The sequence below is a fragment of the Haloarcula taiwanensis genome (assembly GCA_002844335.1).
Classification (GTDB): domain Archaea; phylum Halobacteriota; class Halobacteria; order Halobacteriales; family Haloarculaceae; genus Haloarcula; species Haloarcula taiwanensis.
Genome location: CP019154.1, coordinates 1,904,719 through 1,919,080, shown reverse-complemented (window position 1 = coordinate 1,919,080; position 14,362 = coordinate 1,904,719). Strand labels below are relative to the sequence as shown.

Sequence of the window (14,362 nt, the reverse complement as noted above, 5' to 3'; positions counted from 1 at the left end):
ATCAGACCCGTTTTCGGTGTAATCAGACTCGTATGTCAGGCAGTACACGCTGGATTACAGCTCGGTCGTGGCTCAGCATACTTGTCCAATAGAGATACGGCTATCGGCGGGGTCAGTATTGACTCCTCTCACCGGTCGAGCGCACGCAAAGAAAAAACTGAGCTGTGTTGAACCGAGTTAGCCGAAGAGTTCGCCGAGGCCCTCACCGCTTGCCTCGTCGTCCTCGTCGTCATCGTCGTCGCCGCCGTCGTCGGCAGCCTCTTCTTCGGCTTCCTCGTCGGCATCGTCGGCCTCGTCAGCGTCACCCTCGGCGGGTGCGGCCGCGCCACCGCTTGCCGGCACCGGTGCCGCAGCGGCCTGGTCGACGGCCTCCTCGATGTCGACGTCCTCGAGGGCGGCGACGAGGGCCTTGACGCGGGACTCCTCGACGTCGACGCCAGCGGCGTTGAGCACGTCGGTGAGGTTGTCTTCGTTGATTTCTTCGCCCGATTCGTTCAGGATGAGTGCAGCGTATACGTATTCCATTGTTGTAGTGTGAGTTGTTAGAACATCGCTCCGAGCGCGTCGCCGGCGTCTTCATCGTCGTCATCGTCGCCGTCGTCGGCCTCCTCGGCCGCGTCGTCGGCGTCGTCCTCGGATGCGGTGTCGTCGTCTTGGTCGTCAGTCGGTTCCTCTGTCGCCACGTCGGCCTCGACGCCCTGGAGCTCCTCCGGGAGTGCCTCCTCGTCGTCGATCTGCGAGGCGAGCGCACGGACCTGTGCGTCGGCCTTGCTCACGAGGTCAGGCACGACCTCGGGGTCCTCGATGGCCGCCTGGAGCGCGAGGCTCTTGGCGTTGCCACGAGCGGACTGGAGCATCGTCGGGGCCGTCGTCGCGGTCGGGTAGTCGGCGTTGACCGAGAGATTGAACGCTCGGCCGGCAGCCGCCTGGATGTCGCTCCGGTACTCGTCGATGTCGAGTTCCAGTTCCTCGGGCTCGAACAGCACACCGTCGGCGAAGACGGCGCGGAGGTCGAGACCGACCTCCTTCGGTTCGATGCCGAGTTCGTTCAGCACATTCGCGAGTTCTTGGGAGACTTCCTCGCCGGTGTCAAGCACCGTCGAGTCGGAGAGGACCTGAATGGAGCCCTCCTGAATGCGTGCGTCGGCACCCACGCTCTGGAGTTCGCCGACGAACGGACCGGGGTCGACGCCCGTGTCGCCTTCCGGAATCACGATGTCGTTCGGGGCCACCTCGCCGGCACCGATGGGTGCGGGCGTTTTGGAGGCCTCGAGTTCCTGAAACAGCGAGAACGGGTTGTCGTCGGTTCCGATGAGCCCGACCTGCCCGGTGATGTAGCTGTTGAGGTCTTCGAGTCCGTCGTCGACTTCGTCGAGTGCACGCTCAAGCAGCGTGTTCCGGGAGACGCGGAGCTCGGCGGTCCCGTGCAGGTCACGTCGCATGTCCTGTAGCTGTCGGGACGGGATCCCGGCGATGTTGACGACGCCGACGCTCTCGTAGGACTCGATCATCTCTACGATGGCGTCGACCTCTTCCTGCTTCCACTCGGGAATGGTCTCGGTCTTGCGTTCGGATTCGGCGCTCATATCAGGCAACCTCCATCGCAGGCCCCATCGTCGTCTTCACGTAGACCGTGTCGATGTTGAGCGGGCCCTTCTCGAGGTCCGCGTGCAGACGGCGGAGGATAACGTCGATGTTGTCCGCGATATCCTCGGCGGACATGTCCTCCGCGCCGACCCGCGTGTGGAACGTTCGCCGTTCCCCGCTGCGGAGCTGCACGGTGTTTTTCATGCGTTCGATGACCTCGACGACGTCGTCGTCGGGGTCGAGCGGTTCCGGCATCTTCCCACGCGGACCGAGGACGGTCCCGAGGTAGCGACCGATGTCCTGCATCAGATCCTTCTCCGCAATGAAGAAGTCAGTGTCATCGGCGAGGTCCTTGGCGGCGTCGTCGTCGCCACCCAGTTCCTCGAGTTCGTCCTCGTCGAGTACGTCGTCTGCGACTTCCTCAGCACGAAGGGCGGTTTCGCCCTCGGCGAAGACCACAATAGTGGTCTCCTGACCGGTGCCAGCAGGAAGCACGACGGACTCGTCGACGCGGTTCGACGGGTCGTTAAGATCTAAGTCGCGCAGGTTCACAGCGAGGTCGACCGTTTCGCGGAAATTCCGCTCAGGTGCGTCCTCGAGTGCGCGCGAGACTGCGTTCTCTATTTCCTGATCTGCCATTGTTCACCTCCGTAGTACGCCAATCGGCTTCTACGGGTCAGTGAAACAGGCGGATGCCTGTCTCGTGCGGGTAGACGCCAATGCGACACTTAAACCCGTCGAACCAGCCCAAGGGCCGCTGACGGGCGTGTTTCCGGTTCGCAGGGACCAGTTGTTGACGGGGGTCCAGCAGACAGTGCAGTGGCTCAGCAGCGTCGAAAGCAAGGGAAAACACACGCCAGTCGCACAGCGGTTCGACTTACGCCTGTGCTTCGGCCGCGAACACGTCGTCGTACTCGCCCGCGTCGATGCGTTCCTTGAACTCGCGTGGGTTTTCGCCTTCAATAGTGACGCCGAGGGAGGTACACGTCCCGACGACTTCCTTTGCGGCGTTCTTCAGGTCGTAGGAGAGCAGGTCAGTCTGCTTTTGCTCGGCGATCTGCTTGACCTGGTCGACGGAGAGATCAGCGACGAAGTCTTCCTGAGGCTCGCCGCTGCCAGTCTCGAAGCCGGCCTCGTCCTTGATGAGTTCGGCCGTCGGCGGGACACCGACTTCGATCTCGAAGGAGCCGTCGTCGTCGTACTCGACGGTGACGGGGACTTCGGTGCCGTCGAACGCTGCCGTCTGGTCGTTGATCTCCTGTACGACTGCCTGCACGTCCACCGGTGTCGGGCCGAGTTCCGGGCCGAGTGGCGGGCCAGGGTTGGCCTCCCCACCGGGAACGAGGACTTCGATAGTTCCAGCCATACATAGTGGAATCCTCGCGGCGGTTTAAAGGATTGCGTTTCACGGATCGCTGCGTGAGGCCTCCACACGCTCGAACGCTCACTATTCTATCGACGGAGCGTCCAGCACGACAAAAAATAGGATCCCTGTCGGCTCAGGCGAACGTCACGCCGTGCCGTGCGAGAAAATCACTTGCGTCTTTGATTTCGACCGGAGAGCCGATGATCCGAATCTGCTCACCGTCTTGATGAACACTCACAGTGAACTGCTGTTCCAACTCATCGCGAATCCCGTCGAGCGCACCGACTGGCAGCAGTATCTGCGTACTGTCGCGGAACCGACTCGCCGCTCCCATTATCGACATATGACGGAGGGTGGCCTATAGGTGTGTCGAATTACATGAGGGTCGTTTGACCATTCTGAACGGGAAGACAGCCATGACGCGTGCCGCGGGGGTGGCGTCGACGAGGGAGGAAAGCCTTATTCGGTGTGAGGGGCCGACATACACTTAATGGGGCTCGAAGAGGAGATTCAGGAACTCGAGGACGAAATCGCCAGCACTCCCTACAATAAGTCTACAGAGGCCCATATCGGTCGGCTGAAGTCCAAGCTCGCCGAGAAAAAGGAGAAGCTCGAACAGCAGGCCTCGTCGGGCGGTGGCGGTGGCTACGGCGTCGAGAAACACGGTGACGCGACTGTTGCGCTCGTCGGGTTCCCAAGCGTCGGGAAGTCGACGCTGCTGAACGCACTGACCAACGCCGAGTCCGAGACCGGCGCATACGAGTTCACCACGCTCGACGTGTACCCGGGGATGCTCAAGCACAAGGGAGCGAACATACAGATTCTCGACGTTCCGGGTCTCATCGAGGGCGCTGCTGGCGGCCGCGGTGGTGGGAAAGAAGTGCTGTCCGTTGTCCGGACCGCGGACCTCATCGTCTTCCTAATCTCCGTCTTCGAGATCGACCAGTACGACCGCCTCAGCGAAGAGCTGTACAAGAACAAGATTCGCCTCGATCAGGACCCGCCGTGGGTTAACGTTCGAAAGAAGGGTAAAGACGGGATTTCGGTCAACACGGCCTCCGGCGTCGAACTCGACGACGAGACAGTCAAGGCCGTCCTGCGTGAGCACGGCTACGTCAACGCCGACGTGACTATCGGCGAGGACATCGATATCGACCAGCTCGTTGACGGTGTGATGGACAACCGCGTCTACCTGCCCTCGCTCGTCGCGGTCAACAAAGCCGACCTCATTGAGCCAGACTACCTCCCGAAAGTCGAAGACGAACTCCGAGAGCGGGACATCGACCCCGACGAAGCGATCTTTATTAGCGCCGAGGAGGAGAAAGGGCTGGACAGCCTCACCGAACGCATCTGGGAGGAGCTCGGCCTGATACGGATCTACATGGACAAGCCGGGCCGCGGCGTTGACCGTGAGGAACCGCTGATCCTCCGTGAGGGAGACACCGTCGACGACGCCTGCGAGAAACTCGGCGGAAGTTTCGACGAGCGGTTCCGCTTCGCTCGTGTGACCGGCCCGAGCGCCAAGCACGACGAACAGCAGGTCGGGCGTGACCACGAACTCGCGGACGAAGATATCCTGCGAATCGTCGCCAACCGGTAGTGGTTGTCGCGCGTCGGCCCGCGCGTGCACACGACATCTAAGTTCCGACAAAGAAGTAGATGCGTTCATGGGTGTGGAGCCCTGCGACCAGATATGGATCGCGGTCCCCGACGCCGTCTTGTGGCCGTTGTCGTTGCCGGCCTCGTCCCGTGGACAGTAGTGCTAATCGGAGCAGAACTGACGCTCATCTTCTCCTTTGGGCTCTTTAATACGAATCCGCCGGAGCTACTCTCGGCCTATAGCTACTTCGTTCGGTTTACCAACGCACTCCCGCAGTTTATCGAGTCGTGGGGCTCAGGCGTCCTGCTGTATGCCCTTGCCCTGGCCAGCGCTGCCGCCGGTGTCGTCTGGCGTGAGGATGTTCGGGTCACCGCTCTTGCTCTTGCAGGTGCGGGTCTGACCCAGTTTCCCGTGTTTCTGGGATTCAACAGGCGGCTCAACTACGTGGCTGTCCCGGTAGGCTCTCTCGTCTTACTGGCCGTGGTCTGGTGGTACTATCTGCCGGCAATTCGGACCAGTTCGGCGACGCGGTGACCCGCAGTATCGAATCCGGACGGAACCGCCTGTGGCGGTAGCCTTTTCGCTCGCTCGGACCACATGCCGTGTATGTGGTCACTCGATCATACGATGATGCGCGTCGAGGATCTGGACGCCTCGCTAGACTGGTACCAGACGTATTTCGATTACGAGGAAAAGGGCCGCTGGGAAGCCGACACGTTCACGAATGTCTTCCTTGGTCCGGAGGACGTCCACGACGAGGGTGCACTGCTCGAACTCACGTACAATCATGACGGGCGCTCGTACACGATGGGCGACGCGTGGGGACACATCGCCGTCCGCTGTGATGACGTGTACGACGCCTACGACGACCTGATGGACGCCGGTGTCGAGGATTACCGCGACCCAGACTCCTGTGGCGGTTCCTATGCCTTCGTCACAGACCCCGACGGCCATGAGATCGAGATCGTCGAGCGGGACCACGGCGCGAAGTGGTCGCTCGACCACACGATGATCCGCGTCGAAGACGCCGACCAGGCTATCGGCTGGTACACCCGAAAGCTCGACTACGACCTGTTCCGCCGCGAAGAGTTCGACGACTTCGCCCTGTACTTCCTCAAGCCCGAAGATGCTCCCGACGAGGCGATGTCAGTCGAACTCACATACAACTACGACGGCCGGTCCTACGAACTTGGCGACGCGTGGGGGCACCTCGCGGTTCAGACTGATGACCTCCACGACGCGTGGGAGACGCTGATGGGGCGCCACGCCGAGGACTACCGTGATCCCGGTAGCTGTGACGACCGTTACGCGTTCACCAAAGACCCCGATAGCCGTGAAATCGAAATTGTAACGAACTGACGGTACTAGTCGGAAGTGACCGTTCAATCCTCCTCTATTCTCATGCCGTAGCTGTCAGGTGTGGTTCTTCTGCGGACTCGTTCCTGAGTGAGCAGTTAGCACTCGTGAGGGTCTGGTATCTCTGGCCAATGAAACCAGCTCCACGATGTACATTCAACCCGTCAGACGCACGAATGACGGAATTATAGCTTGGAATCCACGCTGCTTCTCCTACATCTGATCGCCACGGACGGCGTTTCAATCCTTGACCAGTCATGACAGTCAGATATCCTAACCACAAAACATTTACAGTATACACCTATCGTTTAGACTGTACCCCTACCCATGGCGCCAGAAGTGAGTACGCCGGTTCGGTCTACACGCGATTGCGGTGATTGCGTTCCGACCAGGTGGAAAACTGCTGGGGTCGCCCGATAGCAAACACAAACTATGACAGGAAACTCAGACAAGATCCGCAGCCTGTTCCTGACGGCGCTGATGGTCTTCTCGGTATTTGCCGGGACCATCGCGTTCTCCGGTGGCGCAGCCGCCGCCGCAAACGTCAGCGTCGAGCAGGCAGCAGAATACGATAGCGGCACAGTTGAACTGGCACTTAATGGATCGACCGGCAGCGCAGTCCCAAGAGGGAACATCGATGTCTACATTGACGGGAACGAGAACCCCGGTAATTACAATGTTTCCTCTGTCGATGGGACTGACGACGGGACGACTGGACGTCTTGAGTTCAGTCTCGATCAGGACGTTCAGCCGAACCGGAATCTGACTGTCAAGGTCACCGGTCTCAGTGGCGGTGACGGAACCGTCGTCGCTCAGGATATCGACGTGACATCCGAGACAATCACGACGACTGGGACAAACGATACGGACATCAACGCCTTCCGCGGTGAAGTGATTGCCGTTGAAAACACCTCTGCAGACAACGTTAACAACGGCCCATCCATCGAGGTTGATGCAGACAGCGTCGTTCTGTCCGACTCGTACACTGACAACAGTGAAGTCTACACCGTTGACACCAGTGACCTCGACACTGGCGAGGATTACACGATCAGTGTCAACAATAATGAGGAAGCGGTCGTCACAGTCAGCGACCTCAGTCTGGAAGTGAACATCGACGATGATGTCGGCGACGGTGCCAACATCGACGACACAGACACGCTGGCTGTCAACGTCTCCACGAACCGTGGTGGCGAGCCAGCCAACGCAACGCTGTTCAACGAAGACGACGACAAGGTTGCCACAATTGTCAAAAACCTCCAAGGTAACGAAAATGTCGTGTTCGACTTCGGCAACCAGAGCGCCGACGACAGTCCGTACTACGTCAAGGTGACGGACAACCAGACCGGCGTCTCCGCGGAATCCGACCAGATCAACGTCTCCGAGTCCGACGACGGTGACGCAAGCTTCGAAACCTCAACTGTACAGGATGAGATTGGTGATGTCAGCAACATCACGGTCCAGATGTCCAACACCGAGGACGCCGTGATTAACGTTGGTAGCCAGGAAGACGACAACTACTACATCCAAGGTCAGCTGACCGACGAAGATGGTGACGGCGAAGTCACTGTTCAGTTCAACAGCTACACCGCTGGGACTAACAACAACAACACGGTTCTCAGTGTCCCCGGTGACGACGACCTCGATGATGTCGAAGAGGGTGGTAGCTTTACCGGAAGCAGAGCAGCCCTCGATGAGGACGTGCTTGAAGCCGGTTCCTACTCGATGAATGTGACTGCAGGGACGTCCCCAGATGTCACCAGCCCTGATAATGTTGGAACGCTCCGACTTAACGAGAACTCAGTCGAGAATATGCGGACTTGGGTTGCACCGAGTGACGCGGATATCGACGACGAGGATATCGACATCTACGATCGCATCGGTGAGAACCTCACGCGGTCCGACGATGTCGCAGCTGAGGATCTCGTCGTCCACGAAATCGAAGCATCCGGTATCGAAGGTGCCCTCGAATACGAGCAGGAAGATAACGGATCTTCCGACGTGACTGAGGCGTTCATCGCCGCTGCCGACACTACGCCGGATCGTATCAATGATGACTCGAGTGCGTCCGGCCTCCGACTCTACGTCAACCGGACCGATGTCGGTGCGAACGCGGATGAAGATCCCGTCAACTTCACGAACAGCAGTGATGCCGTGACTGTTGTCGACGACCCGGACAACAACACCTACTTCGTTGCTCTCGACACCAGTGATGTTGAGTTCGAGTCTGGTAACACGATTACCGGCGAAGAGGACACGGCACTCAACGCGACCTTCTCCGTTCAGGAAGGGCCGTTGAGCGACGATAGCACATCCGAAAGCGCACTCTACACAACGTCCGAACGCAACGCGGAGTTGAACCTCGACGAGGACGGCTTCGTTACTGTTGGAGCCGCGGCCGGACAGACCGTGAGCGGCGATACGAATGTCGCTCCTGGCTCCGAGCTTGAGGTCGAAATGGAGTCTGAAAGTGAGGCAAATCCATTCGTCCTCCGTCCGGAAGCAACTGTCGGTCCAAACGGCACGTACACTGCCACGGCTGACTTCAGCGAATACTCCGCCGGCACGAACTTCACCGTCCAGACGCTCGACGTCGATGGTGACTCTGACTTCAGCGACGAGGAAGACGGCCGCATCGTCGAAGCCGACACGGCCACCGTGAGCATCAGTGACCAGGAATCCGACGGAAGCGAAGTCGTCGTCGACAGCGCGCAGCTGTCTAGCGGTGGGTTCATTGTCATCCACGACGGCTCACTGCTTGACGGCGATGTCGAAGGTAGCGTTATCGGGAACTCCGAATATCTCGAAGCCGGTACCTACAATGACATCACGGTCACGCTCGACGAGCCAATGGACGAGAACTTCACGGCCATCGCGATGCCGCACCTCGACACCAACGGCAACGAAGCGTATGACTTCCCGGGTGCTGACGGTCCGTACACCTCGAACGGCTCTGCCGTGACGGACAGTGCGAACGTGACCGTCTCAGCCGAGGAACCGGAGGACACGCCTGAGGACACGCCTGAGGACACGCCTGAGGACACGCCTGAGGACACGCCTGAGGACACGCCTGAGGACACGCCTGAGGACACGCCGATGGACACTGAAACCGAGACCACTGCAGCGGAAGGCCCTGGCTTCACCGCAGCTATCGCGCTCATCGCGCTGGTCGCTGCTGCGCTCCTCGCTGTCCGACGCGACAACTAACCGGAACACCCCCGGTCCCTGAACACCGTTCTTTCTTCCGCGCGCACGTGGGCAGTGCCAACAGTCTCATACAGCGTCACCGATTCGCGGCCCGGTTCCCGATTCGGGATTGTGCCTTCGCTTCCATGCAGCTAATTGCCGACTGTCAGTCGTGACTGGGTATAGTCGGACGCTGGCGCTCTCTTCGAAATGAACTCCGAGCGAGACACACCGGTCTGTGGCGCTCTTCAGACAACTGCCTCAGCCGGCGTGGATCCTCTCTAATTATCTAACAGGTCAACGGAAATACCATATCAGGTGTAAATATATGTTCAAAAACATTATTCGCTGATGACTACTTGTAGTATACTTACCAGCTTTATTCCACAAAGCATTTACCACACTTCGGGCAATGTACCGATACCCCTACCCATGACGCCAGAAGTGAGTACGCCGGTTCGGTCTATGCGGGGCCTCGGTGGCCGCGTTCCGACCAGGTGGAAAACTGCTGGGGTCGCCCGATAGCAAACACAAACATGACAGATACAAGCGAAAAAATCCGCAGTCTGTTCCTGACGGCGCTGATGGTCTTCTCGGTATTTGCCGGGACCATCGCGTTCTCCGGTGGCGCAGCCGCCGCCGCGAACGTCAGCGTCGAGCAGGCAGCAGAATACGATAGCGGCACAGTTGAACTGGCACTTAATGGATCGACCGGCAGCGCAGTCTCTGCCACTGACATCGATGTCTACCTCGACGGGAACAAGAACCCGAGCAACTACGGCATCACCAGCGTCGGTGCTGACGGGCAGAACGGACGTCTCGCGTTCAGTCTTGCTCAGGACGTTCAGCCGAACCGGAACCTGACTGTCAAGGTCAGCAACCTCACCGGTGGCGACAACACAATCGTCGCTGAGGACATTGATGTGACGTCCGAGACGATTAAGGCGTCTGGTTCAAACGATACGGACATCAACGCCTTCCGCGGCGAAGTGATTGCCATTGAAGACGCCGACGCAGACGCCACTAACAACGGCCCATCCATCGAGGTTGATGCAGACAGCGTCGTTCTGTCCGACTCGTACACTGACAACAGTGAAGTCTACACCGTTGACACCAGTGACTTCGACACTGGCGAGGATTACACGATCAGTGTCGACAATACTGAGGAAGCGGTCGTCACAGTCAGCGACCTCAGTCTGGAAGTGAACATCGACGATGATGTCGGCGACGGTGCCAACATCGACGACACAGACACGCTGGCTGTCAACGTCTCCACGAACCGTGGTGGCGAGCCGGCCAACGCAACGCTGTTCAACGAAGACGACGACAAGGTTGACACAATTGTCAAAAACCTCCAAGGTAACGAAAATGTCGTGTTCGACTTCGGCAACCAGAGCGCCGACGACAGTCCGTACTACGTCAAGGTGACGGACAACCAGACCGGCGTCTCCGCGGAATCCGACCAGATCAACGTCTCCGAGTCCGACGACGGTGAGGCAAGCTTCGAAACCGGAACCGTTCAGGACGAGCTCGGCGATGTCGCCAACATCACGGTCCAGATGTCCAACACCGAGGACGCCGTGATTAACGTTGGTAGCCAGGAAGACGACAACTACTACATCCAAGGTCAGCTGACCGACGAAGATGGTGACGGCGAAGTCACTGTTCAGTTCAACAGCTACACCGCTGGGACCCATGGAACCAACACGGTTCTCAGTGTCCCTGGTGACGACGACCTTGATGAGGTCGAAGAGGGTGGCAGCTTCAACCGAGGAACGCTCTCGGACGACGCACTTGAAGCCGGCTCCTACTCGATCAACGTGACTGCAGGGACTTCCCCTGACGTCACCAGCCCCGACGCAGTCGGGACGCTTCGCCTCAACGAGAACTCCGTTGAAAGCATCAATACGTGGGCCGCCCCGAGCGACGCAGAGATCGACGATGACGATGTCGATATCTACGACCGCATCGGCGTGAACCTCACCGAGTCCGACGACCTCGCAGCCGAGGACGTTGTCGTCCACGAGATTCAGGCCTCCGGTATCGAGGGTGCACTCGAATACGAGCAGGAAGACGGAAGCGCGTCTGACGCAACCGAAGCGTTCATTGACGCGACCGACACCACGCCGGACCGCATCAACAGCAGTGATACGACGGACTCCGGCCTCCGACTCTACGTCAACCGAACCGATGTCGGTGCGAACGCTGAGGAACAGCCGATTGACTTCTCGAACAGCAGTGGCGCCGTAACTGTTGTCGACGACCCGGACAACAACACCTACTTCGTCGCTGTTGATACCAGCGACGTTGAGTTCGAAAACGGCAAGACGATCGTTGGCGAAGAGGACACGCGCCTCAACGCGACCTTCTCCGTCCGAGAGGGTCCGCTGACCGACGACCGCAACAGTGACAGTGCGATCTACACCACGTCTGAGCGCGACGCGACGCTGAACCTTGACGACAGCGGTGTTGTCACGGTCTCGGCCGCGGCCGGGCAGGAAGTGACTGGTACGACGAACGTCGCCCCCGGCTCCGAACTCGAAGTTGAGATGGAGTCTGAAAGCGAGGCGAACCCGTTCGTCCTCCGCCCGGAAACTGATGTCGCACCTGATGGCACGTACACTGCCACGGCTGACTTCAGCGAATACTCCGCCGGCACGAACTTCACCGTCGAGACGCTCGACGTCGATGGTGACTCTGACTTCAGCGACGAGGAAGACGGCCGCATCGTCGAAGCCGACACGGCCACCGTGAGCATCAGTGACCAGGAATCCGACGGAAGCGAAGTCGTCGTCGACAGCGCGCAGCTGTCCGAGGGTGGCTTCATCGTGATTCACGACAGCACTCTCCTTGACGGCGAGGTCGAGGGTAGCGTTGTCGGGAACTCGGAGTACCTCGAGGCAGGCAGCCACGAGGACATCACGATCACGCTCGACGAGCCGATGGACGAGGACTTCACGGCCATCGCGATGCCGCACCTCGACACCAACGGCAACGAAGCGTACGACTTCCCGGGCGCTGACGGTCCATACACCGCCAACGGCTCCGCCGTCACGGACAGTGCGAACGTGACCGTCTCAGCCGAGGAAGAGCAGACCGAAGCGCCGGACACGGAAACCGAAACCGAAGCGCCGGACACGGAAACCGAAACCGAGGAGCAGACTGAGGAGGCCACCACCATGGACTCCGGAACCGAAGAAGCTGAGACCACCGCCGCGGAAGGTCCCGGCTTCACGGCAGCTATCGCGCTCATCGCGCTCGTCGCTGCTGCGCTCCTCGCCGTCCGACGCGACAACTAACCGGAACACCTCCGGTCCCTGAACACCGTTCTTTCTTTCGTGTGCTACGGCGGTAGCGACAGCGCTACCGATAGGTCGGTCTGACGACACTACCGCACAGTAGCGCAACGACAAAACATATACGCCGGTTTGGCTAACGTACGAGCAATGAGTGAGACAGTCCTGCAGGCAGGCGTCGACATCGCTGGACTGTCGTTCGACCCGGTCACAGTTTCGGAACCGCTGATGTGGCTCGTTCTTGCGGCGTTTCTGGGAAGCGTGGCCGTTGCCCAGTACGATACGCGCCTGGCCCGCCCCGTTGGCACGGCCGGCTGGGTTTTATTCGCGGCGTACTGGCTCGTCCTGGCCCCGCATTTCATACTGATACAGAAAAGCGTCGTCGAGGGACTGGGAAGCGTCATGGCCGTCCCACTGTCGCTGTACACCGGCTATTTACTCTGGAACGGCCGGGAGTCGTTGCTGGTATTGACCCGTGCCATCGGTATCATGGGCGTCATCTACGTGCCCTTTCTCACCATCGGGCCGCTCCGCCAGACAATCATCGAGATCGTCACTGATCAGGTCGCCTTCCTGATGACGCTCATCGGGTACGACCCGATGGTAGTCGACGGGCTTTCGTACAACGGCATCGACATCGCGTCGAAGCAGTACCCTTACGAAAACACGTTCTGGTTCGACAGGAACGAGCGGCCGATAACGTACACTATTATTCTGGCCTGTACAGGTATCGGCAGCATCTCCATCTTCGCTGGCGGCATACTGGCAGTCAAGGCACCGTGGCGGCGGAAGCTCCGCGTGCTGGTCGGGGCCGTCGGTATCATTTATCTCTTGAATCTCCTTCGGAACCTCGGGATCGCCCTGGCCTTTGGCCTCCAGAAGGCGCAGTTCTTCCCGGGAACGGTCATGACGCTGTTTGGCCTCAGTGACCCACAGCTCGTGTCCTACTACATCGTCGACCGGATGGTGGCGCAGTTCGGCTCCGTCATCGTCCTCGTCGGGCTGACGTGGGTACTGATGCGGGAGCTACCGGAACTCACGGTTATCGTCGAGGACCTTCTGTTTCTCGTGACCGGAACAGAGTACGACCTCGGAACGGCGTTCGAAAAGGACCGGTCGGAGTCGAGCCCCGCAGCGCCCGGTGACGACTGAACCGCGCCGCGGGACCGACACTCGCTATTCTAGCGCTGCACTAGCGATTGACTCCAGTGCATCCGCCTCAAGCGGATGAAGTGACCCGGGGATGACAAGCAAATGTAGCGGGTCGCCAAACGTCTGTGTAGCGAGTTCGTCGAGCGTAGCAGCAACCACCAGTGGTTCAGGACTACCGGCTCTGGCCACGACAACGCCGTGCGTGTCCGGGAATGGCTCCGACAGCATGGCGGCGGCCTGGCTTGCGGTCATGTACGTGTCGTCGCTGTCGTCCCAGTGGGGGTCGTCGACCTTGATATCGAGGTAGACCAGCGTATGGAGGTCCCGGTCCTGATTGTCCTCGATGGTAGCAACGACGCTATCCGGAACGCCGTCACCGCCGTGGGCGTCTTCGAAGGGGAGCGTTGTGGCCTTCCCGAAGCGGTAGTTCTGCAGGCCGGTCAGCGAACCGGCGGCAGTCTGGGCGGTCGTTCCGTGGACGATTCGGGTCTGGATACCGCGGTTCTCGGCACGGAGTCGGAGATCAGTGTGTGTCGTTGAGACCATCGTATCCCCGGCGGTACAGAAGACGACGCTTTCGCGCTCAGCGGCTTCGAGAATCGGCTCGGGGTCCTGCTCGATACCGGCACGGTCGCGGAGTTCGATACTCGTCTCCAGCGCGTCTTCCAGCGTTTCGAGATCAGTGCCGATCAGCCGGCTCGTGTAGAACTCGGCGAACACCCGGTCGGCGTCCCGGATGGCGTCGCGGCCTGCGACCGTGACAGAGCGCTCGTCATAGAGGCCCAGTCCGACGAAAGTGAGCATATCCGGAGTGGGTCGCCG

Annotated in this window: 12 protein-coding genes; 6 read left to right on the top strand and 6 right to left on the bottom strand. The window is 59.7% G+C overall.

Annotation, left to right across the window (positions count from 1 at the left end; all coding sequences use genetic code 11):
- Positions 1 to 177: 177 nt before the first annotated feature.
- The 5 genes from BVU17_09745 to BVU17_09725 form a co-directional block, all read right to left on the bottom strand.
- The gene (locus BVU17_09745) at positions 178 to 525 is read right to left on the bottom strand and encodes a 50S ribosomal protein P1 (GenBank protein ID AUG47783.1); all 348 of its coding nucleotides are present in this window, start codon (positions 523 to 525) and stop codon (positions 178 to 180) included.
- A 17-nt stretch (positions 526 to 542) separates the two neighbouring features.
- Positions 543 to 1,586: a 50S ribosomal protein L10 gene (locus BVU17_09740; GenBank protein ID AUG47782.1), complete on the bottom strand. Its 1,044-nt coding sequence runs from the start codon at positions 1,584 to 1,586 to the stop codon at positions 543 to 545.
- A gap of 1 nt (position 1,587) precedes the next feature.
- Positions 1,588 to 2,226 (bottom strand): 50S ribosomal protein L1, encoded by a 639-nt coding sequence (locus tag BVU17_09735; GenBank protein AUG47781.1) that lies wholly within the window; start codon positions 2,224 to 2,226, stop codon positions 1,588 to 1,590.
- 238 nt (positions 2,227 to 2,464) lie between these two features.
- Positions 2,465 to 2,953 carry a 50S ribosomal protein L11 gene (locus BVU17_09730; GenBank protein AUG47780.1) on the bottom strand — a complete coding sequence of 163 codons (489 nt, stop codon included), beginning with the start codon at positions 2,951 to 2,953 and terminating at the stop codon, positions 2,465 to 2,467.
- A gap of 133 nt (positions 2,954 to 3,086) precedes the next feature.
- Positions 3,087 to 3,287 (bottom strand): hypothetical protein, encoded by a 201-nt coding sequence (locus BVU17_09725; protein ID AUG47779.1) that lies wholly within the window; start codon positions 3,285 to 3,287, stop codon positions 3,087 to 3,089.
- A gap of 156 nt (positions 3,288 to 3,443) precedes the next feature.
- On the opposite strand from BVU17_09725, the gene BVU17_09720 reads away from it, so the two are divergent.
- The 6 genes from BVU17_09720 (at position 3,444) to BVU17_09695 (ending at position 13,540) form a co-directional block, all read left to right on the top strand.
- The gene (locus BVU17_09720) at positions 3,444 to 4,553 is read left to right on the top strand and encodes a GTP-binding protein (protein AUG47778.1); all 1,110 of its coding nucleotides are present in this window, start codon (positions 3,444 to 3,446) and stop codon (positions 4,551 to 4,553) included.
- A 93-nt stretch (positions 4,554 to 4,646) separates the two neighbouring features.
- Positions 4,647 to 5,087: a TIGR04206 family protein gene (locus BVU17_09715; protein AUG47777.1), complete on the top strand. Its 441-nt coding sequence runs from the start codon at positions 4,647 to 4,649 to the stop codon at positions 5,085 to 5,087.
- Between the two features lie 72 nt (positions 5,088 to 5,159).
- Complete coding sequence (locus BVU17_09710) at positions 5,160 to 5,912, top strand: glyoxalase (protein AUG47776.1); 753 nt, start codon at positions 5,160 to 5,162, stop codon at positions 5,910 to 5,912.
- Positions 5,913 to 6,341: 429 nt separating this feature from the next.
- Entirely contained in the window at positions 6,342 to 9,113 is a 2,772-nt protein-coding gene (locus tag BVU17_09705; protein AUG47775.1) for a PGF-CTERM sorting domain-containing protein, read from the top strand.
- Between the two features lie 515 nt (positions 9,114 to 9,628).
- Entirely contained in the window at positions 9,629 to 12,391 is a 2,763-nt protein-coding gene (locus tag BVU17_09700; protein ID AUG47774.1) for a PGF-CTERM sorting domain-containing protein, read from the top strand.
- Between the two features lie 147 nt (positions 12,392 to 12,538).
- The gene (locus BVU17_09695; GenBank protein ID AUG47773.1) at positions 12,539 to 13,540 is read left to right on the top strand and encodes an archaeosortase A; all 1,002 of its coding nucleotides are present in this window, start codon (positions 12,539 to 12,541) and stop codon (positions 13,538 to 13,540) included.
- A gap of 24 nt (positions 13,541 to 13,564) precedes the next feature.
- Here BVU17_09695 and BVU17_09690 read toward each other — a convergent pair whose 3' ends face one another.
- Entirely contained in the window at positions 13,565 to 14,344 is a 780-nt protein-coding gene (locus BVU17_09690) for a diphthine synthase (protein AUG47772.1), read from the bottom strand.
- Between the last annotated feature and the right edge of the window lie 18 nt (positions 14,345 to 14,362).

Bases quoted from the DNA above. Each gene is read 5' to 3' on its own strand.
- BVU17_09745 (AUG47783.1), bottom strand. From the start codon at position 525: ATGGAATACGTATACGCTGCACTCATCCTGAACGAATCGGGCGAAGAA.
- BVU17_09740 (AUG47782.1), bottom strand. From the start codon at position 1,586: ATGAGCGCCGAATCCGAACGCAAGACCGAGACCATTCCCGAGTGGAAG.
- BVU17_09735 (AUG47781.1), bottom strand. From the start codon at position 2,226: ATGGCAGATCAGGAAATAGAGAACGCAGTCTCGCGCGCACTCGAGGAC.
- BVU17_09730 (AUG47780.1), bottom strand. From the start codon at position 2,953: ATGGCTGGAACTATCGAAGTCCTCGTTCCCGGTGGGGAGGCCAACCCT.
- BVU17_09725 (AUG47779.1), bottom strand. From the start codon at position 3,287: ATGGGAGCGGCGAGTCGGTTCCGCGACAGTACGCAGATACTGCTGCCA.
- BVU17_09720 (AUG47778.1), top strand. From the start codon at position 3,444: ATGGGGCTCGAAGAGGAGATTCAGGAACTCGAGGACGAAATCGCCAGC.
- BVU17_09715 (AUG47777.1), top strand. From the start codon at position 4,647: ATGGATCGCGGTCCCCGACGCCGTCTTGTGGCCGTTGTCGTTGCCGGC.
- BVU17_09710 (AUG47776.1), top strand. From the start codon at position 5,160: ATGTGGTCACTCGATCATACGATGATGCGCGTCGAGGATCTGGACGCC.
- BVU17_09705 (AUG47775.1), top strand. From the start codon at position 6,342: ATGACAGGAAACTCAGACAAGATCCGCAGCCTGTTCCTGACGGCGCTG.
- BVU17_09700 (AUG47774.1), top strand. From the start codon at position 9,629: ATGACAGATACAAGCGAAAAAATCCGCAGTCTGTTCCTGACGGCGCTG.
- BVU17_09695 (AUG47773.1), top strand. From the start codon at position 12,539: ATGAGTGAGACAGTCCTGCAGGCAGGCGTCGACATCGCTGGACTGTCG.
- BVU17_09690 (AUG47772.1), bottom strand. From the start codon at position 14,344: ATGCTCACTTTCGTCGGACTGGGCCTCTATGACGAGCGCTCTGTCACG.